This is a genomic window from Methanoregula sp. (assembly GCF_049686655.1).
Classification (GTDB): domain Archaea; phylum Halobacteriota; class Methanomicrobia; order Methanomicrobiales; family Methanospirillaceae; genus Methanoregula.
Window position 1 is genome coordinate 1 of record NZ_JBAVIG010000001.1, and the last position, 24,686, is coordinate 24,686.

The 24,686-nt window shown below is 54.3% G+C and carries 23 protein-coding genes and 1 pseudogene; 8 read left to right on the plus strand and 16 right to left on the minus strand.

Going from position 1 to position 24,686, the window contains the following annotated elements; all coding sequences use genetic code 11:
* Together rqcH and WBL42_RS00010 are read left to right on the plus strand one after the other, a co-directional pair.
* Nucleotides 1-1,683, plus strand: a 1,683-nt coding sequence (rqcH, locus tag WBL42_RS00005; RefSeq protein ID WP_424719207.1) for a ribosome rescue protein RqcH, incomplete at its 5' end; no start/stop codon positions are given.
* A complete protein-coding gene (locus WBL42_RS00010; RefSeq protein ID WP_424719208.1) occupies nt 1,673-2,695 on the plus strand; it encodes an mRNA surveillance protein pelota in 1,023 nt (340 codons plus the stop codon). The genes rqcH and WBL42_RS00010, both read left to right, overlap by 11 nt.
* Before the next feature lie 35 nt (nt 2,696-2,730).
* Here the strand turns inward: WBL42_RS00010 and WBL42_RS00015 are convergent, their stop codons facing one another.
* The 8 genes and pseudogenes from WBL42_RS00015 to WBL42_RS00050 form a co-directional block, all read right to left on the minus strand.
* Complete coding sequence (locus WBL42_RS00015; protein WP_424719237.1) at nt 2,731-5,154, minus strand: PKD domain-containing protein; 2,424 nt, start codon at nt 5,152-5,154, stop codon at nt 2,731-2,733.
* Between the two features lie 9 nt (nt 5,155-5,163).
* Nucleotides 5,164-5,877: pseudogene (locus WBL42_RS00020) on the minus strand (hypothetical protein); the annotation flags it as partial.
* Nucleotides 5,878-5,909: 32 nt separating this feature from the next.
* Nucleotides 5,910-7,019 (minus strand): hypothetical protein, encoded by a 1,110-nt coding sequence (locus WBL42_RS00025; protein ID WP_424719209.1) that lies wholly within the window; start codon nt 7,017-7,019, stop codon nt 5,910-5,912.
* 579 nt (nt 7,020-7,598) lie between these two features.
* Entirely contained in the window at nt 7,599-8,033 is a 435-nt protein-coding gene (locus tag WBL42_RS00030) for a HEAT repeat domain-containing protein (RefSeq protein ID WP_424719210.1), read from the minus strand.
* The gene (locus WBL42_RS00035; protein ID WP_424719211.1) at nt 7,997-8,572 is read right to left on the minus strand and encodes a HEAT repeat domain-containing protein; all 576 of its coding nucleotides are present in this window, start codon (nt 8,570-8,572) and stop codon (nt 7,997-7,999) included. Before WBL42_RS00035 ends, WBL42_RS00030 begins: the two co-directional genes overlap by 37 nt.
* Nucleotides 8,572-9,525 carry a HEAT repeat domain-containing protein gene (locus WBL42_RS00040; RefSeq protein WP_424719212.1) on the minus strand — a complete coding sequence of 318 codons (954 nt, stop codon included), beginning with the start codon at nt 9,523-9,525 and terminating at the stop codon, nt 8,572-8,574. Before WBL42_RS00040 ends, WBL42_RS00035 begins: the two co-directional genes overlap by 1 nt.
* Nucleotides 9,526-9,748: 223 nt before the next feature.
* Nucleotides 9,749-10,825, minus strand: coding sequence for a hypothetical protein (locus WBL42_RS00045; protein WP_424719213.1), 1,077 nt, complete (start codon nt 10,823-10,825; stop codon nt 9,749-9,751).
* A 169-nt stretch (nt 10,826-10,994) separates the two neighbouring features.
* Nucleotides 10,995-11,672, minus strand: coding sequence for an FKBP-type peptidyl-prolyl cis-trans isomerase (locus WBL42_RS00050; RefSeq protein ID WP_424719214.1), 678 nt, complete (start codon nt 11,670-11,672; stop codon nt 10,995-10,997).
* Between the two features lie 169 nt (nt 11,673-11,841).
* Here WBL42_RS00050 and cyaB point away from each other — a divergent pair, with 169 nt between their 5' ends.
* The gene (cyaB, locus tag WBL42_RS00055; protein WP_424719216.1) at nt 11,842-12,384 is read left to right on the plus strand and encodes a class IV adenylate cyclase; all 543 of its coding nucleotides are present in this window, start codon (nt 11,842-11,844) and stop codon (nt 12,382-12,384) included.
* 161 nt (nt 12,385-12,545) lie between these two features.
* Here cyaB and WBL42_RS00060 read toward each other — a convergent pair whose 3' ends face one another.
* The 4 genes from WBL42_RS00060 to WBL42_RS00075 all read right to left on the minus strand — a co-directional run bounded on the left by WBL42_RS00060 (nt 12,546) and on the right by WBL42_RS00075 (nt 15,331).
* Nucleotides 12,546-13,187, minus strand: a complete 642-nt coding sequence (locus WBL42_RS00060) for a metallophosphoesterase family protein (protein ID WP_424719217.1) — start codon at nt 13,185-13,187, stop codon at nt 12,546-12,548.
* Nucleotides 13,184-14,302 (minus strand): TIGR04013 family B12-binding domain/radical SAM domain-containing protein, encoded by a 1,119-nt coding sequence (locus WBL42_RS00065; protein WP_424719218.1) that lies wholly within the window; start codon nt 14,300-14,302, stop codon nt 13,184-13,186. The genes WBL42_RS00060 and WBL42_RS00065 overlap by 4 nt, the downstream gene beginning before the upstream one ends.
* 62 nt (nt 14,303-14,364) lie before the next feature.
* Complete coding sequence (locus WBL42_RS00070; protein WP_424719219.1) at nt 14,365-14,820, minus strand: hypothetical protein; 456 nt, start codon at nt 14,818-14,820, stop codon at nt 14,365-14,367.
* 70 nt (nt 14,821-14,890) lie between these two features.
* A complete protein-coding gene (locus tag WBL42_RS00075; RefSeq protein ID WP_424719220.1) occupies nt 14,891-15,331 on the minus strand; it encodes a DUF126 domain-containing protein in 441 nt (146 codons plus the stop codon).
* Between the two features lie 11 nt (nt 15,332-15,342).
* Between WBL42_RS00075 and WBL42_RS00080 the strand changes: the two genes are divergently transcribed.
* From WBL42_RS00080 to WBL42_RS00090, 3 genes are all read left to right on the plus strand, one after another.
* Nucleotides 15,343-16,503 (plus strand): proteasome-activating nucleotidase, encoded by a 1,161-nt coding sequence (locus tag WBL42_RS00080; protein ID WP_424719221.1) that lies wholly within the window; start codon nt 15,343-15,345, stop codon nt 16,501-16,503.
* Between the two features lie 46 nt (nt 16,504-16,549).
* Nucleotides 16,550-17,047 carry a DUF5804 family protein gene (locus WBL42_RS00085; protein ID WP_424719222.1) on the plus strand — a complete coding sequence of 166 codons (498 nt, stop codon included), beginning with the start codon at nt 16,550-16,552 and terminating at the stop codon, nt 17,045-17,047.
* A 411-nt stretch (nt 17,048-17,458) separates the two neighbouring features.
* Nucleotides 17,459-19,747, plus strand: coding sequence for a PAS domain S-box protein (locus WBL42_RS00090; protein WP_424719223.1), 2,289 nt, complete (start codon nt 17,459-17,461; stop codon nt 19,745-19,747).
* A gap of 399 nt (nt 19,748-20,146) precedes the next feature.
* Here the strand turns inward: WBL42_RS00090 and WBL42_RS00095 are convergent, their stop codons facing one another.
* The 3 genes from WBL42_RS00095 to WBL42_RS00105 all read right to left on the minus strand — a co-directional run bounded on the left by WBL42_RS00095 (nt 20,147) and on the right by WBL42_RS00105 (nt 21,881).
* Nucleotides 20,147-20,275 (minus strand): hypothetical protein, encoded by a 129-nt coding sequence (locus tag WBL42_RS00095; protein ID WP_424719224.1) that lies wholly within the window; start codon nt 20,273-20,275, stop codon nt 20,147-20,149.
* A 1-nt stretch (nt 20,276) separates the two neighbouring features.
* Nucleotides 20,277-20,423 carry a hypothetical protein gene (locus tag WBL42_RS00100; protein WP_424719225.1) on the minus strand — a complete coding sequence of 49 codons (147 nt, stop codon included), beginning with the start codon at nt 20,421-20,423 and terminating at the stop codon, nt 20,277-20,279.
* 147 nt (nt 20,424-20,570) lie between these two features.
* Nucleotides 20,571-21,881, minus strand: coding sequence for a proteasome-activating nucleotidase (locus WBL42_RS00105; protein WP_424719226.1), 1,311 nt, complete (start codon nt 21,879-21,881; stop codon nt 20,571-20,573).
* Between the two features lie 127 nt (nt 21,882-22,008).
* On the opposite strand from WBL42_RS00105, the gene WBL42_RS00110 reads away from it, so the two are divergent.
* Both WBL42_RS00110 and WBL42_RS00115 read left to right on the plus strand, forming a co-directional pair.
* Nucleotides 22,009-22,518 (plus strand): multiprotein bridging factor aMBF1, encoded by a 510-nt coding sequence (locus tag WBL42_RS00110; RefSeq protein WP_424719227.1) that lies wholly within the window; start codon nt 22,009-22,011, stop codon nt 22,516-22,518.
* A gap of 212 nt (nt 22,519-22,730) precedes the next feature.
* A complete protein-coding gene (locus tag WBL42_RS00115) occupies nt 22,731-23,015 on the plus strand; it encodes a hypothetical protein (RefSeq protein ID WP_424719228.1) in 285 nt (94 codons plus the stop codon).
* Between the two features lie 242 nt (nt 23,016-23,257).
* Here WBL42_RS00115 and WBL42_RS00120 read toward each other — a convergent pair whose 3' ends face one another.
* On the minus strand, nt 23,258-24,658 hold the full coding sequence (locus WBL42_RS00120; protein ID WP_424719229.1) for a response regulator: 1,401 nt from the start codon (nt 24,656-24,658) through the stop codon (nt 23,258-23,260).
* Nucleotides 24,659-24,686: the final 28 nt, after the last annotated feature.

The following is a 24,686-nucleotide window of genomic DNA, read 5'->3' on the forward strand; positions in this document are numbered from 1 at the left end:
AAAAACCCCCCCCAGTTTGCCATGCTCCTCAGGAAATACATATCGGGAGGAAAAGTCCTCGCCATCCGCCAGCACGGGCTGGAACGCATTCTCATTTTCGATATCGGCAAGGGTACTCTTACGTACCGCCTCATCATCGAACTCTTCGATGAGGGAAATGTGATCCTCACGGATGAGAACTACCTCATCGTAAAACCCCTGCGGCACCACCGGTTCAGGGAACGGGAAGTTGTTCCCGGGGTTACATATACCCTTGGGTCTTCGGACCCAACGGCATCCATCGAAAATCTCGCGGCGGTCCTTGCATCAGATGAACGGGACCTGGTCCGGTGTCTTGCCATCGGCTGCATGCTCGGTGGCATGTATGCAGAATATATCTGCTCGAAAGCCGGGTATGAAAAATCCCAGCCATCCGCATCAGCCGACCCGGCGCGGATCTTTGCCGCGATACGGGAACTCTTTGAACGTGTAGTGAAGTCGCCGACACCGGTGATCGCACAAAAGCATTGCGAGCCAGTCGATCTCCGGGACGGGACGGGAATAACGGCATACCCGACATTCTCTGAAGCACTCGAAGCCTTCTACCCCCTGACAAAAGCCGAGAAGAAATCTTCGGCACGCCCGAAGATCCCAAAGGAAGACCGGATCCGCCACCACCAGGAAGCAGCAATAAAAAAATTCGACAATACGATCCGGAACAACGAGGAGATCGTAAACGCGATCTATGAGAACTACCAGTTCATCACCAGCCTCATCACCTCCCTCAGCACCGCGAGCAGACAGCTCTCATGGCAGGAGATCGAGCGACATCTCAAGGACGCACAGTCTGCGGATGCAAAGAAGATCGTTGCCTTCCATCCCGGGGAAGCTGCTGTTGAGGTCGATATCGGTAAACGGGTCAAGATCCATGTCCGTGAAGGCCTGGAACAAAATGCCGGCCGTTACCATGACCTCATCAAGAAATTCAAAAAGAAGAAGGCCGGGGCCCTCGTAGCAATGAAGACGATTTCGGTGAAGAAGATCGCCAGGAAACGGGATTTTATCCCTATGAAAAAGCTCTGGTACCACCGGTTCCGCTGGTTCATCACCAGTGATGGCGTGGTCGTTCTCGGGGGCCGGGACGCATCGCAGAACGAGGAACTGGTAAAGAAGTACATGGCCGGGGGAGACCTGTTCGTGCATGCCGACGTCCACGGCGCCAGCGTGGTGATCGTAAAGGGAAAGACCGAACGGATGGACGAAGTGGCCCGGTTTGCTGCATCCTATTCCGGTGCATGGAGGAGCGGGCATGCCTCTGCTGATATCTACAGCGCCCTCCCGACGCAGGTAAGCAAGACACCGGAGTCGGGGGAGTTTGTCTCACGGGGTTCCTTCATCGTACGCGGGGAGCGCACGTATTACAAAAATGTCCCGCTCCTCGTAGGTATCGGTCTCATGCTGGAACCCCATGCAGCAGTGATTGGCGGCCCGCCATCGGCCATAAAAGACAGGACTGCGGCGTACCTTGAGCTGCAGCCCGGGCAGTTCGAGCCCAATGACGTGGCAAAGAAAGCACTGCGCATCCTGAAGAGTAAAATTCCTGAGGACGACGTGAAGTCCCTCAAGGGAGTTCTCAATACCGAAGGGGTTGCCGGCTTCGTTCCGCCCGGCGGCTCTGATATCGTGGGGCACCATGAAGGTTGAGTTCGGGGAGATCAAGTGCAATTTTGGCGAGATCAGGCTCCTCCCGGAAAGTATCGACGACCTCTGGCACCTGCAGCACCTCATTGCCCCGGGCGATCTTGTCTTTGCCACCACGTTCAGGAGCGTGGATGCGGCAAACGACAAGATCCGTCCCGAGAAGACAGAGAAACGCCCGGTCCGGCTCGGTCTCCGGGTAGACCGGCTTGAATTTTCTGAGCACGGCATCCGGCTCCGGCTGACCGGGCTCATCGAACACGGGATCGATACCGGCGCATTCCATACCATCAACGTGGAGACCGGTTACGAGATCTCGGTCATAAAACAATGGCGCCCCCTTGACCTGGAGAGGATCGAACGGGCAAAAAAAGCCTCGGTTTACGGAGTCATCCATATCCTTACCGTCGAAGAAGGAGAGGCTGAACTCTTCCGGTTGCGGCAGTATGGCCCTGAGAGTGCGATGACCATTACTGCCGGCAGCGGGAAAGGTGCGGAAACTGAATCACGGTCTTCTTTTTTTGAACAGGTGATGTCGGCGATTGCCGATATCTCCGGTCCGCTCATCATCGCCGGCCCCGGATTTATCAAGGATGATTTTGTAAAATTTGCAAAGAACAGGAATTCTTCCGGCGCCGATCGTGCCATCGTCGTCGAAACACGGCGTATCGGACGGGGCGCGGTCCAGGAAGTGATCGGCAGGGGCGCACTCGACAAACTGATCGGTGATCTCCAGCTCTCCCGTGAAGTCCGGATGATGGACGAAGTACTCCGGCGCATCGCCCAAGAGGGTGCAGTTGCCTATGGCAGGATGGAGGTGGCAGATGCGATCGGGTTCGGTGCGGTGGAGCAGGTCCTCATTGCAGACACCCTGCTCCGTGACCCGGAGATCATGGCCCTGATCGAGACCGCCGAGGGAATGCGGGCAGACGTGGTTGTGCTCTCATCTGCATTCGAGCCGGGTGAGCGGCTCACTGCACTCGGCGGGATTGCCGCGCTGCTCCGGTACAAAATGTGATAAAAAAAAGATCAATGGCCGGCTCACATTCCGGATCAGGGGAATTTCCATCGCATGAATACGTACGCTCCGCAGACCAGGGCCACGATCCCCACAAGGAGATAACTGTTCTTCAGTAACCGTTCCGCTACCCAGACCATCAGGTCAGTAAAAATGCTTATGGCCGTTGTCGGAGGAGGTGCTTCCGGGGGGGCATTGAGGGTCACGGTGCCCTGCGGCTGCACGGGGACCGTTTCATGAGTGGTTACGGCGAGTGCTGAGGCAAAGACCGCAAAGCAGCAGAGGTGCGTGACTTCGGCAGTAAGGGTCCCGGTGGATGGATCAAATTTAGAAGGGATATCCTGCCAGGTACCGGTCGCACGATCATAATTTTTCACTGAATATTCTTTTCCCCACTGGGCCTCCGGGATCGTAAACGAGAGGGAAATCGCCGGCGAGAATGTTGCACCGTCTGGAGTTACTTCGTATGCCAGCCCGTTGACCAGATATGTTGTACCCGGGGAAGACCCGGGAATGTTTTCCGAGGGTATTGCAGCCAGCGTTACTGAAGATAAAGGATTGCTATTTTTGTCCTTGGCCACTACACCATTCCCGATCGTGACCGTGGCAAGATTATCCGTGGATTTCAGGATCGTTGGCTGCGTGATCACACCGTAGGTGTTCGCATAGATCTTCCCGGTCTTCCCGGGATCAACAGGAGGTGCCTGCAGTCCCTGGCCATTTTCCGGAGGGGCGTTTGAGGCTGTGCCCCCGGTCTCTGCGCCGGTAGCCGGCCCGGGAGAATAACTCTGTGCTGAATATCCCCCCCCGGTATTAACGGACGATGCGGAACTTATGTGGCTTATGACGGAGAGTGTGATGAGCTGGAGGGGGTTGCCGGCCCCTTCAAGGAACGACAACCCGAATGTAGACAAACCCAGGGGAGAATCTGCCTCGAAATAATCAAGGTTTTCCGGCGAATTATGGTACAGGAACCGTGTTCCGAGCACCTGCCCGTACTGGCCACTATCGTCAATCCGTTCGACAAATACCTCATTGCGCCCCAGGGGTTTGGAAGCCACAAGGGATGCATTCAGGCTCATGAACAGCTGGGCCGTCCCGCCGGCCGGGAAATTTGTTTTTATGATTTTCATCGTATAGGCAGTACCATTCGTTACTGCAAAATGACTCCCGGTGGCGACGTAGTTAAAGTTGGCTGCATCAGAAGCAGTTGCCCCTTCCCAAACTTGCGTGTTCAGCACTCCGTTCTCCGGATAGGAAGGAAGAACGATCGAATAGTTGATCGAGCTGGACGGACCCCCGGTTGAGACAGGAAATCCTGTTGGGATGATATCCTGGGTCTGCAAATCGACACTGCCGATTGTACCGGTGATGGTGAAATTACCCGGAAATATCAGGAATCCCCCGGGATCGGTTGTATATACGCTGATATTATGGAATCCCCGGTCAGCTGGCGGTGTAAAATCGAGGACTGATGAATTCGGGTTGAACGTCCAGTCCGTGAGCGTGGCATAATTAAAAACCAGGTGCTGCCGGCCGCCATAATCCTGGATAGTGATACCTGGAATTGTGGTATTTGCAAACACATTTGCCCCGGCACGCGCAGTGATATAGCCTGTCTTTGTTGCGGTATTTGAACCGTACGCATTGGATGCAGTAAGAGAGACCGTATAGGAACCGGGATTTGTGTAACCATGCGCCGGGCTCTGTATCGTCGGGTTCTGCAATATGGTTCCATTCGTCCAGGTACCGTCACCCCAGCTCCAGTTCCATTGCGTAGGGTTTCCAAACGAGGTATCGGTAAATGAAATCGTCGCGGGGACTACTCCGCTGGTGGGGGATGCGGTAAAGCCTGCCATGGGACTTCCTGCGACAACGCTGTTGATAATCGTCGTGGCATTCCTGCAGGAGGGATTGCTCACGGTAAGTGACACATCGTATTGCCCGTTGGCAGTGTATGTATGCCCCGGATTCTGCTGCGTTGAGTTGGATCCGTCGCCGAAGTCCCAGAACCAGTGAGTAACCGGGTTAGACGCGGACTGAGTCGAGGTATCGGTAAAGTGCACGGTAACAGGGGCAGTTTCTCCGGTAAAATCGTTTGTGAACCCGGCTACCGGGCAGGCTTGGGATGGACCACCGGTATAAAGATAGACATTATACCCGTTGGCATCCTGCTCGTCCCATACTATCCGGTATAATGATTGTGACGGGGAAAATGCGATCGAAGTAAGATCCACTCCGTCACGGTCGAGAGCAACAGGGATTGTCTGATGAGTGCCGGTATCGTTCATATAAATATCATCAGAATTACCGGTTGTTGCATTTGACTGGTACCATGCGACCCAGTTACCGGAAATTGACGGGTTCATGTGGTTTATAAGCGGCTCACTCGGTGTCAGACTATACCCATCGCCGGGAACGGTCCTGTTGATGAATATCTGGGATGGGTTTCCCGGCATGCGGGTATCCTGCCATACGATCCGATTATTATATATTGCAGGATTTGCATTCTGGCTTGATTCTGAGGAGATTTGTGTTCTCATTCCGGAAGAAATATTATAAACATAGATTGTAGATGGAGACCCGCAAAATGGATCAGCACCACAATCCATGTAGACAACAAGATCGTTGTAAATTGCCGGATATTCCTGGTTATTTCCTGATGCATTCACCGGTGTCGCTGGAACTGAAGGTGTGCCATTGATATAAATCTGAAAGATCCCGCTAGCCGGCTGGTCTTGCCAGACAATCCTGTTTTTGTATATGGCTGAATTATCCTGAATATCCGTTCCTGAAAAAATGGGGGTTCTTGTTCCGGTAACAATATTATATTCATAAATACTGGATAGTTGACAATTGGGATCCACACCGCAATCCGTATAGGAAATAAGATTCCCAAAGATCGCCGGATGAATTGCAATACTGGTGTTATCAGTTACCTGGGTTTCAACGCCGGATGTAATATTATAAATGTGGATAATACCAAAATTCGCCATTGGATCTACATCCTGCCAGACAATCCGGTCGTTAAAAATTCTGGGGAGCTGGTGGTTAAAACCGTTATTATGGGTGGTAATGAGGGTTTCCGTTCCTGCTGCCGTTGCCGGGGATACGATAAAATATGTCAGTATTATGAAGATTAGGCAGACAATGAGAGGTTCTCCGGGTTTGGTTTGTCTCATCCTCTTCTCCGGTTTTGCATCAATACGATCACTTAGTATCCTTCGGCCCAGCCGATAAATGGGAAATACGTGCTGAATACTGCCTGGTCCAACCCGAATATTGCGTCACCCGGGAGTGACAAGTCAAGAAGTTGTGGGATTCTGCCGGCAGAAGGATATTTCCCGGTTGATCCGATAGGGAACCGTGCATCCCAGTAATTCCAGGAACCATTCCCGACCGGTGAAACATTGCCCAGGTTTGCACTGGGATCCTGTAATCCATACGTAGTCCGGAGGACGATGTAACTCTTGTTGTTCCCTGAACCGTCCGTGGAGTCAAACACACCTAAAATCGGGTAGCAGTGAGGGGCAGGAATTGTCGAGGGGCTGTACTGGTCGCCTGAAGGATACGTCCATGCTACAAGGGGATATCGTGTCTTGTATCTTCCATACGTCACATTTAATCTTGATTCCGAACAGAAAGCGGCTTTTATAAAATTGTACAGTGAAGGTGAATTAACATTGGTCGGTATACTACTATTCAGTGGCACCGAAAAGTTTGCACTCGTTGTACTTATTCTGAAACAATTTCTCCCGGTGAGATACATCAGCCCTATCCCGGCATTCCCACCCCACTGGTTCATAGTCAGGTTCTGGACATCGGCAAACGCGGGATCCGGCCCGCTGATGATATGGACGAGATTACCGTACTGATCATTACTGTTCGCACATTGGAGGGCACCGGATGACGGGTTTATACCGTTTTCGTAATAACAGAATTTTGCATATGCCCGTTCAAAGAGTGCAGGCCATACCTCATTTGCATTATTTGACCCTGCGCCATAAAATGTGCCATTGGGATCGGAGAACCTTGAATTGTTGTCAAGCAGTACCTGGGCATTCACCGTGACTAAGGTTTTAATTCCTTTGGGGTTGTTGTTTGCATCCACCGGATTCAGCGGACCGTTCAGCGGTACGTTCTGGCCTATAGTATTTCCTACACCATAGTCCCAGAAGGTAAAGGTATAGGAAGTGGAGGTGCTGCCATCGGCATTTACGATGTTATTTTTGGTCGTATTTTGAACAATAAACATCCGGTTGACCCATGCGATTGACGCAAGTGCGGCCATCAACGGACAATCGCAGAAGCTTTCGCCCTGCATGGGGCTTGGCCAGCTCGGGCTGATATTAATTTCATTAGTAGTGTTTGGAGAATAGAATTGAAGAGGGAGGTTGAAACTCTGGTATGCGGGAGAATTCTGGCAGGGCATCAGGAATCACCAGAGACCTGCCTGTTTCCGGGACAGTGCCTGGAAGAAACTGAGTTCTTTCCTGCGCTACACTCACCAATAATATCTTTTTCATGCATCTAAATTTCACATCCACGAAATGATTCAATACTCTGACCATGACAATATAAATATTATTAATAATAAGGAAATCATATATTTGCAATATCAAGATTTCTGTTTGGAATTCCCAAAAATCCGGTCTTTTTTTTAAAATGGGTGGATTCCCTTATTTTTTAAAAGATAGTCAGACTATAAGATAAAAATATATTTATATAGAAAATGAATAGAGGAATAATTCAATTTACTGCCTTTGAGGATCAAAATTTTATCTTTAATAGCCGGGCAGGTGTCAAAGAAAAATGTTATTATGTGTTTAAATTATTACGAATCAACGTTTTTTATTGAATTTACGGTCTCATTAACAGGCCAGGTTCCCGGCAGGACCGCCGGTCACGGCACCTCTTCCGGCATCATTTTAGTGATGTACCACGCATGCGCGGCAAGGAGCAGGTAGAATGGGAACAATACACTGTACGTATCGGTTTCACCCGTGGTCTTGAAGAGCCAGACGGTTACGGTGATATCGATCTGGAAGATCATGATCCCCCACCATTTCCCGATATAGCCGTATCCGAGGCCGGGGAGCAGGAAGTTCAGGAACCCGGCGATCAGCGGGTTTTTCCGGTGCCGTGGCCGCCGGCAAAGACCCCGGGGCAGAAGCATCGGCGGGACCCCGCAATTCTGCGACGCCAGCACGGCCTCCCAACGTACCTGCCGGTCCTCATCGCCAAGCGCCTTCACCAGGGCGGGTCCCGCGTCACGATCACCAATCCCGCCGAGTGCCTGTATCACTTTTCGCCGGACTTCGCTGTCCGGGTCATCCATGAGATGCACCAGTGCGGGAAGGGCAGGTTTTCAAGCAGCACCAGCCTGTCCCACTGCTGCATCCCGGCAAAATACCAGCTCCAGTCATCATCAGTCAACGGACGGTAACCGGTCTTCAGCAGCGATATCGCCGAGGCATACCGAACATACTTGTCACTGTCCCGGAGCGCACCACGGAGGGCCGGCGTTGCTCCGGGATCACCCAGTTCCCCGAGAGCAATCGCTGCCTGCCAGCGGACCTCGCTGCTCTGATCCTTCGTCCGTTCCACGAGTGCGGCAAGTGCCCGGGCATCATGGATCTCTGCAAGTGCCCCGATCGCACCCAGCCTGAGTGTACGGTTCTTTCGTTGTAAGGCTGCAACCAGCAGGGGAGTAGCATCCGGCCCGATCGTTCCGAGAGCGTTTACTGCTGCGATCTGGATCTCGTGATTGCGGAAGTACAGCAAGCGGATGAGACCGGTAATATCCCTTTTTTCTGTAAGTTTCCCGATGTCAGGTGTACTTCGGAACCGGTCAACCAGCGATAGAATTCCGTCCATCAGAGATCAGCCATCCGTTCAGTCATGTAATAGGTATGGATTCCGAGCACTGCGGTAATGGGGCTGGCAGCAAGATACGGGAGGAACGGGCCGGCATACAGCTGGGCAAGGACTATAACGGACATGTAGGTCATGAAGACCGGAAAACCCCACCATTTCCCGATATAATTGTACCCGATGCCAAGGAACAGGAAATTCAGCAGTGCTGCGGCTGCAGGGTCAGGACCGGTGCGCTCACGACCGGCAACAAGCGGGGGGAGATGGATAGACCTGATACCACAGTTCATGGCGGAAAGCACTGCGGTCCACCGTACGCCCGGGTCCCGGTCCCTGAGTCCTGCCCGGCAGGTTGTGTGGGGATCCAGTTCACCGAGTTCCCCCAGAAGGGTAATGATACCGGACCGGGTCCCCGGATCGGTATCGTGAAACATGCAGGAGAGCGGGGGTATTGCTGCCGGGCCGTATTTTTTTACGGAATCCCAGTCCTGGAGAGCAATGCTGAAATAGATCAGGTCGGTCTCTCCGGATGCCTGCCATCCCAGTTTCTCCAGAGAACGCGCAGCGCCGTACCGGATGTATTTATTCAGGTCTTTCAGGAGGAGGGCAAGATCCGGGATCGCTTCCATGCACCCGGTCTCGCCCAGGGCCAGGACCGCAGCCCATCGGATCTCAATAAATTTCTCCCGGCGTAGCAGCTCCAGGAGGGCACCGGCAGCACGACAATTCCTGATAGTCCCGAGCGCTTCGGTCGCCCCCAGCCGTATCCGGGGATCGGGTGAACGGAGGGCCGCCTGGAGCGGGGGGACCGCCGATACACCGGCTGTGCCAAGTGCCCCCGCAGCCTCCCGGCGGACCTGTGGATCGGCGTGCCCCATGAGGCGGATGAGCGCCGGGACATCCCCCACCTTTTTCAGATTCTCAATATCAGCCGGCTCTGATCTGAGAAAGCCCATGAACAACATGACAGGCTATGTACATTCCCGATGAGGGAGTATGTTGCAGGTGATATTATCAAGGTTATGGACACCCGGGCCGACCCGTACGGGACATTGCCCGGACAGCCATAACAGAGCGTATCCGGAGAATTCCCCTGCATTCCGGGGTTAGGATTCCCGTCCCACTCTATTAAAAAAAGTCAGGAATTTTCTCCCAGGCATATTTTTGAGGCAGTATATCTCAGTGGACCGTCAGCCCTCCGGTCAGGGTGCCGTAAGTCTTGTCGGGATTTGTGACAACGACATTCCAGGTACCTGCATAGCTCTGGGGGATGTCAAACCAGACCGTGATTGATGTGGGGGTTGTTGCGCTGACCATGAATTCCGGTATATCCGGATAAGAACTGCTGGTCAGCCGTACTGTGGCCCTGACATCGAAATTGGTGCCGGTGACGGTATAAGAACTGTGAGACATGGATGATGCGATTGACGGAGAAATACCCGTAACCGTAGGAGTATCCGCTGCAGCGGTTGTCGTGGTCGCAGTCACGGCAGGGTTTGACCGGACAAGAAATCCATTTGCATAACTTCCGGAATATCCGTTCGTGTTCGTCACCAAGATATCCCATGCACCAACGCTCGCATTCGACGGTATGGCAAACGTGCAGGTGATATCGTTTGCCGAGACAACTGATACACCGGTCGCTGCAATATTCGCATTTCCGTCCTTTACGAGCTGCACCGTTGCACCGGTAAGGAAATTGCTTCCATCAAGTTCGGTTACGGAAACGGTTGTGCCGGTATATCCGGTATCCGGCGCGATACCCGTGATCTTAGGGGAGACCAGGGTCGAAGTTGTGGTGGTGGTCGTGAGGGCAGCCGACGAAACCGTGGTGGCAGCAGGTACCGGAGTTGTAGTAATGGAAGGAGTCCCGATCGGGATGGAAGATACCGCAACATGGGTAACTTTCACGGTATACACCATCTCAACGGTCGCCCTGCTCACGGCATCTGTCCGGGAATCCACACGGTACCCCCAGCTCCCGTCGCTGTTAGGATATATCAATGCCCGTTGGTACGTGTCGGTTGTGGCATCGTAGCTCACGATCAGGATCCCGATCCCGGAACCTGATTTGGGATTTTTGAGAATATCACCAGCGGTATACAGGGGTCCCGCTGAGGCAGCGGGAGTAATCGTGCCGGTAACTCCGGATTGCGCAGAGCTGGTGGAAGTGGAGGTATCAGAGCATCCTGCTATGAAAATGGTTATTGTAAGAAGTACAATCAGCCACGGTACCACGAGATATTTTCTTTCCATGGAGATTATGTTGGCCGGCGAGTATAAAAACCGGTTCTCCTTAAGAATTCCGCACGGCAGGGAACCGGAGTTTTTATTCCTGGCTGCTGGTACGGAACAAGGATCAGCTGCGCGATATGGGACATACGCGGAATAATGAAAAACGTGATAAAAAAAGAAATCCTGAAAATTACTCTTCTTTCTTCTCGGGTTTCCTGAAGGACTCGACAAGGACGATCTCGGAGATGCCCTTGATCAGCTCGAAGCCTTCGTGGATGATCCGGCCGCGCCAGAGGAGCCAGCGGCGGTCGTAGGTGATCCCTGCGGGAAGGTCGAGGGTTGCCTTTCCGTCATCCATGGTGATCTCGATCTCGCGGCCTGCATAGAGCCGGACGAGGCCCTTGAGCTGCTCGAGCGGTTCTGCAACCTTCTCCTCAATCTTGTACGTGTACGTGAGGGTCTGGCCGGCAAGGGGCGGGTTGAAATCGACGAGGACCTTGGAGCCTATGACATCGACAACCGTGCCTTCGCCCTGCTCCTCGATCTTGACCGGCATACCGCGGACCGGCTTCTGGCTGAACTTGTTCTTCGGGAACGACTGGACCTTCTTTGGATCGCGCTCGCCGAATGCCTTCTCGGGTGTGACGGTTACGGAGCCTTCCGCACCGGCTTTCTTGCCCACGAGTTCCTCGTCGAGACCGATGATAACATGTTTCTGGCCTACGCAGATCGTGACCGGGCCGTAGATTGCATTCGGGCTGTGGATGCCTGCCTTCTTCGCCTCTTCGCCGTCGGTGGTATCAAAGACGTTGCCATTGACGGTGCCCGTGTAACTGATCCTGATAAAATCTCCTTCTTTTATTGCCATTGCTTCACCTGCTTTGGTATGTCGAAGACCAGACGTTTTTTTGGTCTTCTTCAATAAGATTTAACGAACAATTCCCGAAAGAGCCGGCCTCAACCGGGTCCGACCGGTCAGGAATGAAGCGTCAACTACTATAAGTCGCAATGAAGACAGATAAAAGTGTGGCACAACCATGCTCGAAGTTGAACTCAAGGTAAAAATCGCCTCCCTCGATCCTGTCCGTGAAGCACTCGTACTACGCAAAGCCAGCTTCCTTGGCCGGGTCCATGAACACGATATCTATTACAATGCACCCCACCGGGACTTCGGTGTCACGGACGAGGCGGTCCGGGTCCGGTATACTGACGAACATGCAGTGGTTACCTACAAGGGGCCGAAGATCAAGAAATACGGCCTCAAGGCCCGGGAAGAACTGAACTTCGGGGTGGAATCCGGCCCTGACTTCGAAACGATGCTCAACCGGCTCGGGTTTACGAAAACCACCGAGGTCAACAAGTGGCGCGAGACCTACCGGATGGACGGGGCGTCCATCTCCCTCGACTCGGTCGACGAACTCGGGACCTTTGCCGAGATCGAGATCATGGTTGGGAATGAAGAGTGTAACCCGACCGGACAGATCGGAAGGATTGCAAAAGAGATCGGTGCGGACGGCGAACCGATCCTCGCGTCCTACCTCGAACTGCTGCTCATCAAACGGTCAGCAGATCAATCCTGATATCCCTTGCGTTGTTGCCGGGACCTGAACACCGGAGCCGGAGAGGTATATCGTAAATCATATCCTCATCGGATCCCGCTTCGCTCTATTCTTTAGGAAATGCAAAAGATATTTGGGCAGAAAGCGAAGCCATCCCCGCCCCTGCCCCGGACTGCTGCTCTCTAAACGGTCAGCAGCTCGATCTTGATATCCCGTGCGTCTGTCCCGAAGTGGATCATTGCACAATGCCCATCCATTGCCGGGCCGGGGTTGACAATTTTTACACCGTCAACATCCATTATACCCCGCGCCTCGTGGACGTGGGCGCAGCAGACCAGGTCGAACGACTTCATGTGCTTCCTGATGGAGTGGCTGCCCACATGCTCGCCGTTGATCGTGTCGAGCGTCTCGAACGGGGGAGCGTGACAGAGGAGGACGTTATGGACAGCCTTCTCCATCTTGTTCATCGCGCTATGCAATACGTCATCTATCTGCTTGTCGGTCAGCTCGAACGGCGTATTGAAGGGCGTCGGGTTTGACCCGCCTACACCTGCAATCGTCAGCTTCCCCAGGTTCATCTGGGATCCGTGCATGCTTACTGCATCGGAGTGTTCGAGCGTCTCGAGGATCTCACGCGGGTCACAGTTGCCGGGAACAGCAAAACACGGCACGTCGATACGTGCGAGCACGTCATCGACCGCGTCAACGGGACCCATATTGGTGATATCGCCTGCAATAAATACCGCTTCCGGATTCAATTCCAGAAATGAATCAATTTTACCGAATTGACCATGGAGATCTGCTATCAAAAGCACATCTTTCATGGTATATCATTTGAAGGGCGTCTAAAAAACCTTATCTCAGGATCGTCCCATGAACCGGTCAGTTTTCCCCGTAATGCAAGGTTTCCGCAGAGCTTTTCGATCTCTTTCAGGAGTGGCCGCGCGGTGCTTCCGGCGAGCGACGTTCCGGGCAGAGGGATGAACCGGTGGACATGCACATTTCCTGACCGTGCCACCCATTGGATCAATTCGCCGGTGGCTCTCTGGTCATCATCGGTCTCGAACGGGAGCCCGACAATGAAGTCTACGATGGGGGTGATCGCATGGTCGCGGCAGAGCTCGACTGCTGTAATCACATCGTCGGCAGTGTGCCCCCGGTGCAGCTGACGGAGCACCGCGTCGCTCCCCGACTGGGCGCCGAAATGGAGTTTTGTGTTGGCGCAGTATCGCGATATGAGGTCAAGGGACTCCCCGCAGACGAACTCCGGGCGTACTTCGCTCGGGAACGTGCCGAAGAAGATCTGGTGCCGGCACTGCCGGAACAGGCTCTCGATCTTGTCCCAGCGGGGGTGGATCCCGTCCGATCCATAAGCAAAGGCATTCGGGGAGACAAAACGTGACTGCCCGTGCCGGTTCGCATACTTCGCCACTTCGTCGATCGACCGGTGACGCATGCAGTGGCCGAAGAGCTGGGGCGTCTGGCAATAGCCACAGGAGAACGGGCAGCCCCGCGTGATCTCCACGTACCCCTTTGTCACGGAGAACGCAGGGTATGCATCGAGCCGGACAGTCGTATCGGCCGGCTCATAATGGTCCCGGGTCATGACACCCGGTATCCTGCCCCCGTCCCCTCCACGGATATTTTCCAGCAGGCGCGGGAGCGTGTACTCCCCTTCACCGACAATTACATAATCAGCGTATTCCGCCACCTCCTCCGGGCAGGCTGTGGCATGCGGGCCACCGGCTATGGTGAGGCAGTCGGCAAACGCGATCTCGTCATGGTACAACGGGGCATTGATCGAATTCAGGCTGTAGCAGGTGATATCGCCCGCCGGGCTTTCAACCGGTTGCAGGAAAAATCCCGATCGCCCGCATGCGGCGAGCAGGACCGCGTACGAGTTGCGTGCCACATGGATATTCCGCCAGTTGACCTGCATAATGAGCGGGTTATTGTACGTACCAATCGTAAAAAAAGAGTGCCCGGAAATTACAGGATTGGTTAGTGCTGGCGGTACGGGCTGAGGACATCAGCGACTTTGTACGTCTGGCCATTCATCTCGGACACGGTGACAACAACCCGATCGGTCTGCTTTGTCCCCTGCAGGGTTACACTGTCATCCTTGTTTGTACCGATAGTTGTCGTGATTACCCTGCCGTCAGAAGTGTAAAGAGTGACATCAATGGATTTAACCAGGATTTGTCCCTTACCACCATCGAAAACCACGGGAATAGTCCCATCATACACTTTTTGCTGTACGGTTACGCTTACCGCGTTATTATCGGGCATCGCATCAGTGGGTGATGTAACGAGATTACTTTCAGCCGACGGGGATCCCGCATAGGAACCCGTCGTTGAGGTACCAGTTCCGGAGGAACCCGGGGTACCCGTGCAACCGGCAAGGACAATCGCCGCAAAGAGCAGCACGATCACGGAAATGGTAATTTTATAATGCATACGGGATTGTATGACCGGGACTGATATCATAGTTGCGCTTTCTTTCTCCCCTCTGAAGCATGATCACGGATTACAGGACCGTGCCGTCATACTCGATCTCGCCACGATCGCCATCAACGGTGACCATCGTACCGTCTGCGAGCCGCGTGATCGGTATTGTGAGCCGGTCGATCATGGGAATCCCGCCAATGATAGCCCCGGTCGCAATGATCGCCTCTGCTTCGGTATTGATGATAGCGGCAGGTGCGTGCCCGTTCCTGCTCAATGCATACAATACGTATGACCCGACGGTCGAGCCTTTCCCGTACGGAAACGCCAGCACACGGCCTGCAATACCGGAGCATTTGAGAGGGTGCCCTTTCTCGACAATCATGCCGGTCTCCGGATCGACTCCCGATAAAAACGAGATCGGGGCGGGGCTGACGAGGAGACGGCCGGTCCCCCTTCCCCGTGAGATACTTCTTCCGCTGATATGCAAAATCACACCACATAAATGGTTGAAGATGAACATATAAGATTGATATGGAAGATACTGCCGTCAATACCGCCACGCCACAGGGCGAACTCAAGTACCAGATCCAGCTCAACGAGCTCGAGGCTGCATTACTTGACCAGAAGGTGAAAGTTGACGAACTCCAGAAGGAGAACGGGCAGCTGAAACGGGAGAACAACCAGCTCAAGCGGATGCCGCTCTTTGTCGCGGTGGTTGTGGATATCCTGGAGAACGGTGAGATCTATCTCCGCCAGCAGGGCAATAACCAGGAATACCTGACAAACGCGCCGGAAGAACTCAGGCCCCTGCTGAAACCCGGGTCCAAGGTTGCTGTCAATAACGCCCTCTCCATCGTGAAAGTGATCGGCAATATCTACGATTCCCGCGTCCGGGTCATGGAACTCGAAGTTTCCCCGGAGATCTCGTATGCCCAGATCGGTGGCCTCGGGGACCAGATAAAGGAAGTGCGTGAAGCAGTGGAATACCCGCTCACCCGGCCCGAGATCTTCCGCAGGATCGGCGTCGAGCCCCCGAAAGGCATCCTGCTCTATGGAGCCCCGGGTACGGGTAAGACCCTGATCGCAAAAGCTGTTGCACATGAAGCAAAAGCCACGTTCATCCGGATGTCGGGCAGCGAACTGGTCCACAAGTTTATCGGGGAGGGGGCCGGCCTCGTGCGCGAGCTCTTCCAGCTGGCAAGGGAACGGGCACCGGCGATTGTCTTCATCGATGAGATCGATGCGGTCGGCAGCATGCGCACCAACGACGGTACTTCCGGCAGTGCGGAAGTCCAGCGCACCCTCATGCAGCTCCTTGCGGAGATGGACGGGTTCGATAACCGGGGCGATGTCCGGATCATGGCTGCTACCAACCGTGCTGACATGCTGGACCCGGCACTCCTCCGTCCCGGGCGTTTTGACCGGCTGATCGAGATCCCGGAACCGGACACAGGGGCACGGCTGCAGATCCTGAAGATCCACTCCCGCAGGATGAAACTCGGGGAGATCCAGCTCGAGGATATTGCCGGCATGACAGAAGGGGCTACCGGTGCAGAACTGGAGGCCGTCTGCCGGGAAGCGGGCATGATGGCCGTGCGGCGGGATGCAGATCAGGTCGAGATGATCGACTTTACCAATGCCGTGCGCAAGGTAAAGAACGAGGCAGAAGCCGATACCCGCATGTACACCTGATGATCCAGGACAGATGCCTTGATATTTTCATGCAGGGGTGAACCGTATGAACATCCTCCTGATCCAGAAGGACGGCGTGGATCTCCACCATACGCTCTTTTCATCAGAGACCAGCCGCCTGGTCCTGCGGTTTTACCACCCGAAAAAACGGCCCTGCGGGGCATACATCTCCTGTGGTGCACTTAGCAGCGCGTTATCGCTCGTCTCGGAACTCCGCTGGTATATCCGGCGCTATGTCCGTGAGCCTCTCTTCGGATTCGGGGAAGGGATCTGGTTCACGCACCAGCTGGCACAGGATGTCTATTACGAGCGGACCGCCGTGCTCGGGCCGGGCTGGGAATTCCGGAAACTCTACGGGTTCCGGGACGGGAAACTGATAAGCCAGGTCATGATGTCGCCCGGCTCCACGATAGAGGAATACCAGCAGGAATATGCCGGTGTCGATACTTCCATCGAGGTGTGGTGTACGGAAGATGAGCTCGGTGAACGAATCGACAATGAGCCGGATACCGGAAGCAGTAACGACAGCCAGGACGGGGAATAACAACAGCAGCTATACCGGTTACCGCACCGGAAGACCACAGGTTTTTTTGTATTATCTGCTCTGGTGAAAACCTCATAATCGCTGACGCTCTTTTGGGCTTTGCCCCCGCCGCTATGGCATCTCCCGGTTGCGACGACGATGTATTACCTGCCATTTGACCCGGGGCATCGTCTCTTTGAAAAAAAAATGATTTCTACAGAGCAGTATTACCCATAATCCGGATCAGGTTTTTGCCCGGACCGGTTAATACATTTCCGGGGACAATCCGGCCGGGTCCCGGAACCGGATGCTGCACTATTGCCGGGTGCCCGTATGGCGCGGGGCATATACATAAATATGTATTTTCTCCGGGGTGAACTTCGAAAAGTATATCAGAATTAATTATAAAAAAGAGAATACCCGGGGTTTTGCATGGTAAAGAGTTTACGCCACAGTGATGGGATCAATGTCGCATTCAATGCACCCGATGATTTTTTCCGGGATATTTTCAATGCGGTCCAGACCGGGCTGCTCATCATCGATCCTGAAACCCACAGGATCCTTGATGCCAATCCTGCCGCGGTGGCGATGATCGGTACCGGCAAAACAAATATTGTCGGGTCGGTCTGCCATAAATACATCTGTCCTGCAGATCAAGGTCAGTGCCCCATAACGGACCTCCACCAGTCCGTTGACCGTTCGGAACGTACTCTCCTCAAGGAGGGGGGCAGGCAGATCCCCATTGTCAAATCTGTAGGGTTCATTACAATCGCGGGGAAGCACTGCCTTCTCGAAAGTTTTACCGACAACACGGAACACAAAAAAGCCGAGACTATGGTGCGTGAGAATGAACGGAAGATCCATGCGATCTTCGACCAGACCTTCCAGTTCATCGGTATTCTCACGCCGGAAGGTATTCTCACGGAGGCCAACCGTTCTTCCCTGAAGTTCTCCGGCATAAAAGAATCGGATGTGATCGGCAGGCAGTTCTCGGAGACGCCCTGGTGGTCCCATTCACCGGAACTCCAGGAACGGCTGCAGAAGGCAATAGCTTCTGCGGCACGGGGAGAGTTCGTCAGGTTTGAGGCTACGCACCCTGCCCATGACGGGACCCTCCATTACGTGGACTTCTCCTTAAAACCGGTTATGGATGAACGGGGGGACGTGATCTACCTGATCCCGGAAGGCCGGGACATCACGGACAGGAAAAAGATCGAGGACGAACTGCACAGGAAAAACGAGGACCTCTTTGCAGCCTATGAGCAGCTCACGGCTACCGAGGAGGAACTCCGGCAGAATTACGAGGAACTGGCAAAAAAAGAGCGGGAACTCATCGAGAGCGAGCGTAAGATCCGGGCGGTATTTGACCAGACCTTCCAGTTCATCGGCCTGCTCTCGCCCGGTGGCCTCCTTCTCGATACAAACCGTTCCACCATGAATTTTGGTACCCCGGACATGACCAGTCTTCTCAACACGGCATTCTGGGAGATGCCCTGGTGGGCGCATTCACGCGGACTGCAGGAACGCATCCACACCGCAGTCAATTCAGCTGCTGCAGGAACCTTCACCCGTTTCGAGGCCACCCAGATCGCAGAGTCGGGAGCAACCCTGTATTTTGATATCTCGATAAAACCGGTGAAGGATGATAAGGGGACGATCGTCTTCCTGATCGCTGAAAGCCGGGACATTACGGACCTGAAGATGACCACCCGGGCTCTTCTCGAATCGGAAAATGTGTACCGCGCCATTTTCGGGAACACCGGTACAGCAATGGTGCTGATCGAGGAAAATACTGTCATAGCTCTTGTCAATGCCGAGTTCGAAAAGATGAGCGGGTATACAGGAGAGGAAGTTGAAGGCAGGAAGACCTGGACGCAGTTTGTACTCCGCGAGGATCTCGACCGGATGCTTGCCCAGCACCGGTTGAGAAGGACCGGGACCGGTAACGCCCTGACCCACTACGAATTCCGGCTGGTGACAAAAGCCGGGGATATCAGGAATATCTTCCTGTCAATCGATGTCATTCCCGGGACAAAGAAGAGCGTAGCATCCCTGATGGATGTCACGGAGGCAAGGAAGATGACAGAGAAACTCTCGGCTTCCCTCGCTGAGAAAGAGATCCTGCTCCGGGAGATCCACCACCGGGTAAAAAACAATCTCCAGATCATCATCAGCCTCCTCAACCTCCAGTCACGGCAGCTCAGGGACAAGAAGGTACTTGCCGCGATCCAGGAGAGCCAGAACCGGGTCAGGGCAATGGCACTGGTGCATGAAAAGATCTACCAGTCTGAATACCTCTCCGAGATCGACATTACGGAATACGTCCGGTTCCTTACCAAGTACCTGTTCCAGTTCTATGACACAGATCCCCGAACCATACACCTCATCCTTGAGGGAGACTGCATCAAAGTCGGCATCAATACGGCAGTACCGCTGGGGCTCATCATCAACGAGATCATCTCAAACTCCCTCAAGCACGCATTTCCCGGGGGCTGTGCGGGAAAGATCACGATTCACACGGAAGAACGGGATGACGGGATACGTATAGCGGTCGCCGATAATGGCACAGGTATACCGGAACACGTGGACCCAGGTAAAATAGAGAGCCTTGGCCTTATGCTCATCCAGAGCCTCAGTGATCAACTGGGTGCAACAATCAGTCTTGAAAAGAAGTTCGGTACCGCGTATACGATCACGATCCCGTCAGACCGGATACGGTGACCATATCACCCGGCAAAAGCAATCCGCCATCCCGGAGAAGTACATCGCAGGTTCACGTGCAGGATTGTAAAAAATCCCCGCTTGCAGTAATCCCCGATCTGGATGTGTAGTCGGAAAGCCGTTCTAAAATGAGGGTGATTCATCATTTGGCGCCACTAAAAATTTTAATGTGCTTGATATTCAACATGAAATCAGCATTAGATCAAGAAAATTCTGATTATTTCATGTGATTGGGTAATTCGGCGTTATCGCACTATGGGTGATGCCACAGTGGCGGGGGCGAAGCCCCCAAGAACGTCTCCATATTGGAAAATAAATGAGATTTTTGAATTTTTTCCATTTTTTTCCATAATAGTACTGATTTCTGGTGGCTTAAGTTAAGCAATCACCAAAATGATTTTAGAATTTTGTGGAATTCCTGAAATAATACGAGACTGCCAGTAATGCCATCATCAGGATCAGGACGGGCAATCCTTCGCATGCCCGCAGGAAGACCCCATAGTTTTCCATAATACGTACATTTTCCATGTTACTTGCTCCCTATAAAATCCACAGTACCAGTGTATACCATTGAGAGGAGCCTGCCCAACCGCTCCTGTTCCTCCGGGGTCGGGGGGCAGCGCCGGTCGCACAGGCTGGTTTCTATCTGGCGGATCACATCACCGATGTTTGTCATTCTGGTATCACCGGTACTCTGATACCATGTCATTGTGGAGGAGGCGTTATATAATGCCCAAATGGCCGGAGTACCTGGCATGCACTCAGGGGAACGGTAATTGAACCGGAAGGTTATACAAAAAAGGGTAGGCCGGAAGGATCCGGGTCATGCAAACATGGCGCCTTCAACATCGGCCGGGCCCCGGTTGAAGTCGAGGCCGACTTTCGCTATGGCTGCAAGGAAATCTTCCTGGGTGATCGCCGGCCGCTCCTTGCGGATCGCAAACATGCCGGCTTCCATGCAGATGGCCCGGAGGTCCGCACCATTCTTGCCATCCGTCAGTTTTGCCACTTCACCGAGGTTCACGTCATCATCGACGGTCAGCGCACGGCAGTGGACCTTTAAGATCGAGAGCCGGCCCCGGTCGTCCGGCAGCGGGATCTCGATGATCCGGTCGAACCGGCCGGGCCGCAGGAGCGCCTTGTCGAGGATGTCGATCCGGTTCGTGGCCCCTATGATCTTCACGTCGCCCCGGTTCTCGAACCCGTCCATGCCGGCCAGCAGCTGCATGAGCGTGCGCTGCACCTCGCGATCTCCCGAAGTGTTCGCCTCGGTCCTGCTGGCACCGACCGCATCGATCTCGTCGATGAAGATGATGGTCGGGGCTTTCTTCTTGGCAAGGTCGAAGAGTTCCCGGACGAGCCGGGCTCCTTCCCCAATGTATTTCTGCACGAGCTCCGAGCCCACGACCCGCATGAAGTGAGCGTTCGTCTCATGGGCCACGGCCTTTGCAAGCAGGGTCTTTCCCGTGCCCGGCGGGCCGTGGAGCAGCACGCCCTTTGGGGGGTCGATCCCGATCTTCAGGAAGAGATCGGGCCGTTTCAGCGGCAGCTCTACTGCTTCCTTGATCTCGTTGATCTGCTGTTCGAGCCCGCCGATATCCGCATAGTTCTCCTGCGGGGAATCCACAAGTTCCATGCCATAGACCTGCGCATCGAACGAACTGGGGAGCAGTTCGACGATGGCAAGCGACTGCTGGTTGAGCGTGCACCGTGCGCCGGGCTTGAGTTCCTCGGCATTGATGGACGGGGAACTCCTGACCAGGAACCGGGGACCCGCGCTGCTCCGGACTATGACCCGGGACGCATCGACAACATCCGTGACGGTACCGATGATCAGGGGAGGGCTCCGCAGCTGCTCGCTCTCGCTCTTGAGCTTGCGCACTTCCCGTTCGTACCGGATCTTCTGGGTCTCGATGTACCGCTTGTCCGCCTCGACCTGCCGCAGCTGCTCACGGAGCTCGAGGTTGCGGGATTCGAGATTGCCGACACGCTCCATCATCTGGACTTCCAGCTCGTGCTTATCAGTTTCAATCTGGCCCATCTGCTCCCGGAGCTGCTCGGACAGCGCCCTGTACAGGCGATAGAGCTCTTCAGGAGTCTGGGGTTCTGTTGACTGATGGAGAATGTCGGCCATCCCGTGCCTCAAATAGCTATATGGGGAAACTGCATATAAAGTGTTTGTGAAAGCAGCACTTATCCGGCTGGATCTCGCCCCATTCAGTGGGCATTTATAGTCATACAGCGATCATCTTTGTGAGAATATGCAGTGCGAAATGTGCGGTGAAACGGTTCGCGGCGCCCCCAAACTGGTCCGGGTGGAAGGTGCAGAACTGCAGGTATGCAGTAAATGCGAGAAGTTCGGTACTGCTGTCCAGCAGGCACGGCGCACCGATCTCGTGCGTCCTGCAGCGCCGCGGGCAGCTGGCGGAAGGCCTGCACCGGCGGCCCCGTCCCAGTACCGGAAACGCGACCTGTTCGATTACAACGACGGGGACGTAGTCGACGATTATGACAAGCGGATCAAGGCAGCCCGTATGGAGAAGGGCCTCTCCCAGAAAGATCTCGCCATGCAGATGAAGGAGAAGGAGCACCTGATCCGGAAGATCGAGAACCACGAGCTGATGCCCGAGGACGATGTCCGCAGGAAACTCGAAAAAGTTCTCGGCATCCGTCTCATCGATGCCCCGGAGACCGAGGCCGAGAAGAAGACCCCCGGTGCCCTTGCACCCACGCTCGGGGATCTCACGATCATACGGAAAGCAAAGAAATAATCCGGGCAACAGTCCCGGCACCTCTTTTTACGCCAGCCCGAAGGACTGGTTGTAAAGGATATACCCTGCTTCCGGAACGAGGGGGAAACAAACAAAAAGACCTGCGTTCACGGGAGCCGGAAAACCTGCACGGTTTTGTGCAAAATGCGATAACTGCGAATACTATCGCAGTTAAAGCAAGTATTATCTCCTTTTTTATACGATCCCTGATCATGCGGATAAAACAAAAGAAGATACTGATCTGTTCCCTCTCTGCCATCCTGGTAATCCTCTTCCTTCTTACCAGTGCCTGCGTGAGCGTCCCGGTACCAGCACAGGTGCCACATCCTGTCGCTCCCCCGGTCGGACCCGCGGGAACCCCGACGGTGGATAACGCCAGCGCCATTCACGTGATTTCCCCACCGGCGGTTATCTGCAACTGCCCGATGGAGCCTGTGGAGTCGCCTGCGGTTACCCCTGCTCCCACGCCGGATGACGGCCTCTGCCACTGTCCGTGATGGCATGACAACAGCATTACCATGCCGGCCAAGGGGACGAGGCACGGGTCATTTTTTCAATAATTTTCCCGCATGAGGATTCCGTAGCCATCTGCCGGATTAATAGCGACATCCGGGGCAGGATCCCGCCTGAGGGTGAAAATAGTAATTCCATGGATGCCTGTTTCATCCTTTCGCGCAAACCCGAGCCCGTGGAGAGAACGCCGGACAATACCCGCAGAAACGCATCCGGACCGCACCGGTTACATGCGGAACGAGCCGGCCGGCACCTGGATCTCGAACCGTGCCCCAACGCCCGGCTCGCCGGTCTCACGGATGGTGATGCCGGTGATTGAAAGGATTTCCCGGGAAAGGAACAGCCCGAGCCCGGTGTTCTTCCCAAACCCGCGGACGAAGATCTTCTCTTTTGCCTCAACCGGGATCCCATCGCCGTCGTCCTCGCATATGATCCGGGGGTTAATCCGTGATTCCTGCACAGAGAACCGTATGGTCGTGATCTTCCCGCCGTACCTGACTGCATTCTCGATCAGGTTGTAAAAGACTTTGATAATCAACGGGTCTGCGAACACTTCTGTAGCGGCTGGAATATCGTTTTTCACCGCTACGCTTCCGGCCGGGATCTCCTGTGCTGCGGTTTCGACCAGGGTCCGGCAATCCTGCCAGAGCGGGGCATTGATTCCAATCGACTCATATTCCTTGGTAAACCGGATCATGGCGGCGATGCGCTCCGCAGCAGCTTTGGCGTTCTGGAGATACGCAGGGAATGCGGAATCGTACTGCTTCATCTCCAGCAGGGCAAGATATCCCCGCAACGCCACCAGCTGGTTGTTGATATCGTGCCGGGTGATGCCGGAGAGGAGGTTGAGCTTCGTGTTCGCTTGGCGGACTGCATTCTCTGCAAGTTTTCGTTCAGTGATGTCGTGGGCCACAACGCAGGAGATCGCTGGTTCCCCGTCGCGGTGGATAATGCGGGAAGTAAGTTCCACATCCCGCAGGGAACCGTCATGGCACCGGAACTGTACTTCCCCGGACCAGCCATCAGGGGAGAAGATCTGCCCGATCCATTCCCCGCCCTCCTCACCAGGGTGAACGATAATGTCACTGATATTCATGCCGGAGAGTTCCTGCCCGGTATACCCGAGCAACTGGATCAGCGCCGGGTTGGCTTCGAGGATAGTCCTGGTCCCGCTGGAGACCACCAGGATCCCCTCTGCTGCATTGTCCACAATCGCCTGGTAGCGCTCAATGGTCTCCCTGAGCCGCTGATCAATTGCATGCCGGTAGAGTGCCATCTCTATCGAGGCGAGCAGCTCCCGTTCGTTAAAAGGCTTGACAATGTAGTTGTACGGCACGGTCTCCTTTGCCCGGTCGAACCGCTTGTTGTCAGAATAGGCGGTCAGGTAAATGATGGGGATATCGGCGTGCTCGTGGATCATCCGGGCGGTCTCGATCCCGTCAATCTTTCCCATCAGCTCGATATCCATACAGATGAGATCCGGCGGTTTTTTCTCCGCCATCATCACGGCCTCCTCCCCGAACGCCGTTGTACCGGAAATCCTGTACCCGTTCTCCACCAGGAGTTCCTGGATCTGGAGCGCGATGACGCCATTATCCTCCACTACAAGGATTGATTCGCCGGTCATACTGATTTCTCCGGAACCCGGTATGTAT

Excerpts from the sequence above, each read along its gene's own strand:
- WBL42_RS00060 (WP_424719217.1), bottom strand. The coding sequence starts at position 13,187 with ATGAAAGATGTGCTTTTGATAGCAGATCTCCATGGTCAATTCGGTAAA.
- WBL42_RS00120 (WP_424719229.1), bottom strand. The coding sequence starts at position 24,658 with ATGACCGGCGAATCAATCCTTGTAGTGGAGGATAATGGCGTCATCGCG.
- WBL42_RS00115 (WP_424719228.1), top strand. The coding sequence starts at position 22,731 with ATGCGGATAAAACAAAAGAAGATACTGATCTGTTCCCTCTCTGCCATC.
- WBL42_RS00105 (WP_424719226.1), bottom strand. The coding sequence starts at position 21,881 with ATGGCCGACATTCTCCATCAGTCAACAGAACCCCAGACTCCTGAAGAG.
- WBL42_RS00095 (WP_424719224.1), bottom strand. The coding sequence starts at position 20,275 with ATGGAAAATGTACGTATTATGGAAAACTATGGGGTCTTCCTGCGGGCA.
- cyaB (WP_424719216.1), top strand. The coding sequence starts at position 11,842 with ATGCTCGAAGTTGAACTCAAGGTAAAAATCGCCTCCCTCGATCCTGTC.
- WBL42_RS00050 (WP_424719214.1), bottom strand. The coding sequence starts at position 11,672 with ATGGCAATAAAAGAAGGAGATTTTATCAGGATCAGTTACACGGGCACC.
- WBL42_RS00075 (WP_424719220.1), bottom strand. The coding sequence starts at position 15,331 with ATGTTCATCTTCAACCATTTATGTGGTGTGATTTTGCATATCAGCGGA.
- WBL42_RS00030 (WP_424719210.1), bottom strand. The coding sequence starts at position 8,033 with ATGGATGACCCGGACAGCGAAGTCCGGCGAAAAGTGATACAGGCACTC.
- WBL42_RS00100 (WP_424719225.1), bottom strand. The coding sequence starts at position 20,423 with ATGACAAACATCGGTGATGTGATCCGCCAGATAGAAACCAGCCTGTGC.
- WBL42_RS00090 (WP_424719223.1), top strand. The coding sequence starts at position 17,459 with ATGGTAAAGAGTTTACGCCACAGTGATGGGATCAATGTCGCATTCAAT.
- WBL42_RS00025 (WP_424719209.1), bottom strand. The coding sequence starts at position 7,019 with ATGCAGGGCGAAAGCTTCTGCGATTGTCCGTTGATGGCCGCACTTGCG.
- WBL42_RS00040 (WP_424719212.1), bottom strand. The coding sequence starts at position 9,525 with ATGGGCTTTCTCAGATCAGAGCCGGCTGATATTGAGAATCTGAAAAAG.
- WBL42_RS00010 (WP_424719208.1), top strand. The coding sequence starts at position 1,673 with ATGAAGGTTGAGTTCGGGGAGATCAAGTGCAATTTTGGCGAGATCAGG.
- WBL42_RS00035 (WP_424719211.1), bottom strand. The coding sequence starts at position 8,572 with ATGGACGGAATTCTATCGCTGGTTGACCGGTTCCGAAGTACACCTGAC.
- WBL42_RS00080 (WP_424719221.1), top strand. The coding sequence starts at position 15,343 with ATGGAAGATACTGCCGTCAATACCGCCACGCCACAGGGCGAACTCAAG.
- WBL42_RS00070 (WP_424719219.1), bottom strand. The coding sequence starts at position 14,820 with ATGCATTATAAAATTACCATTTCCGTGATCGTGCTGCTCTTTGCGGCG.
- WBL42_RS00015 (WP_424719237.1), bottom strand. The coding sequence starts at position 5,154 with ATGCCGGGAAACCCATCCCAGATATTCATCAACAGGACCGTTCCCGGC.
- WBL42_RS00110 (WP_424719227.1), top strand. The coding sequence starts at position 22,009 with ATGCAGTGCGAAATGTGCGGTGAAACGGTTCGCGGCGCCCCCAAACTG.
- WBL42_RS00085 (WP_424719222.1), top strand. The coding sequence starts at position 16,550 with ATGAACATCCTCCTGATCCAGAAGGACGGCGTGGATCTCCACCATACG.
- WBL42_RS00045 (WP_424719213.1), bottom strand. The coding sequence starts at position 10,825 with ATGGAAAGAAAATATCTCGTGGTACCGTGGCTGATTGTACTTCTTACA.
- WBL42_RS00065 (WP_424719218.1), bottom strand. The coding sequence starts at position 14,302 with ATGCAGGTCAACTGGCGGAATATCCATGTGGCACGCAACTCGTACGCG.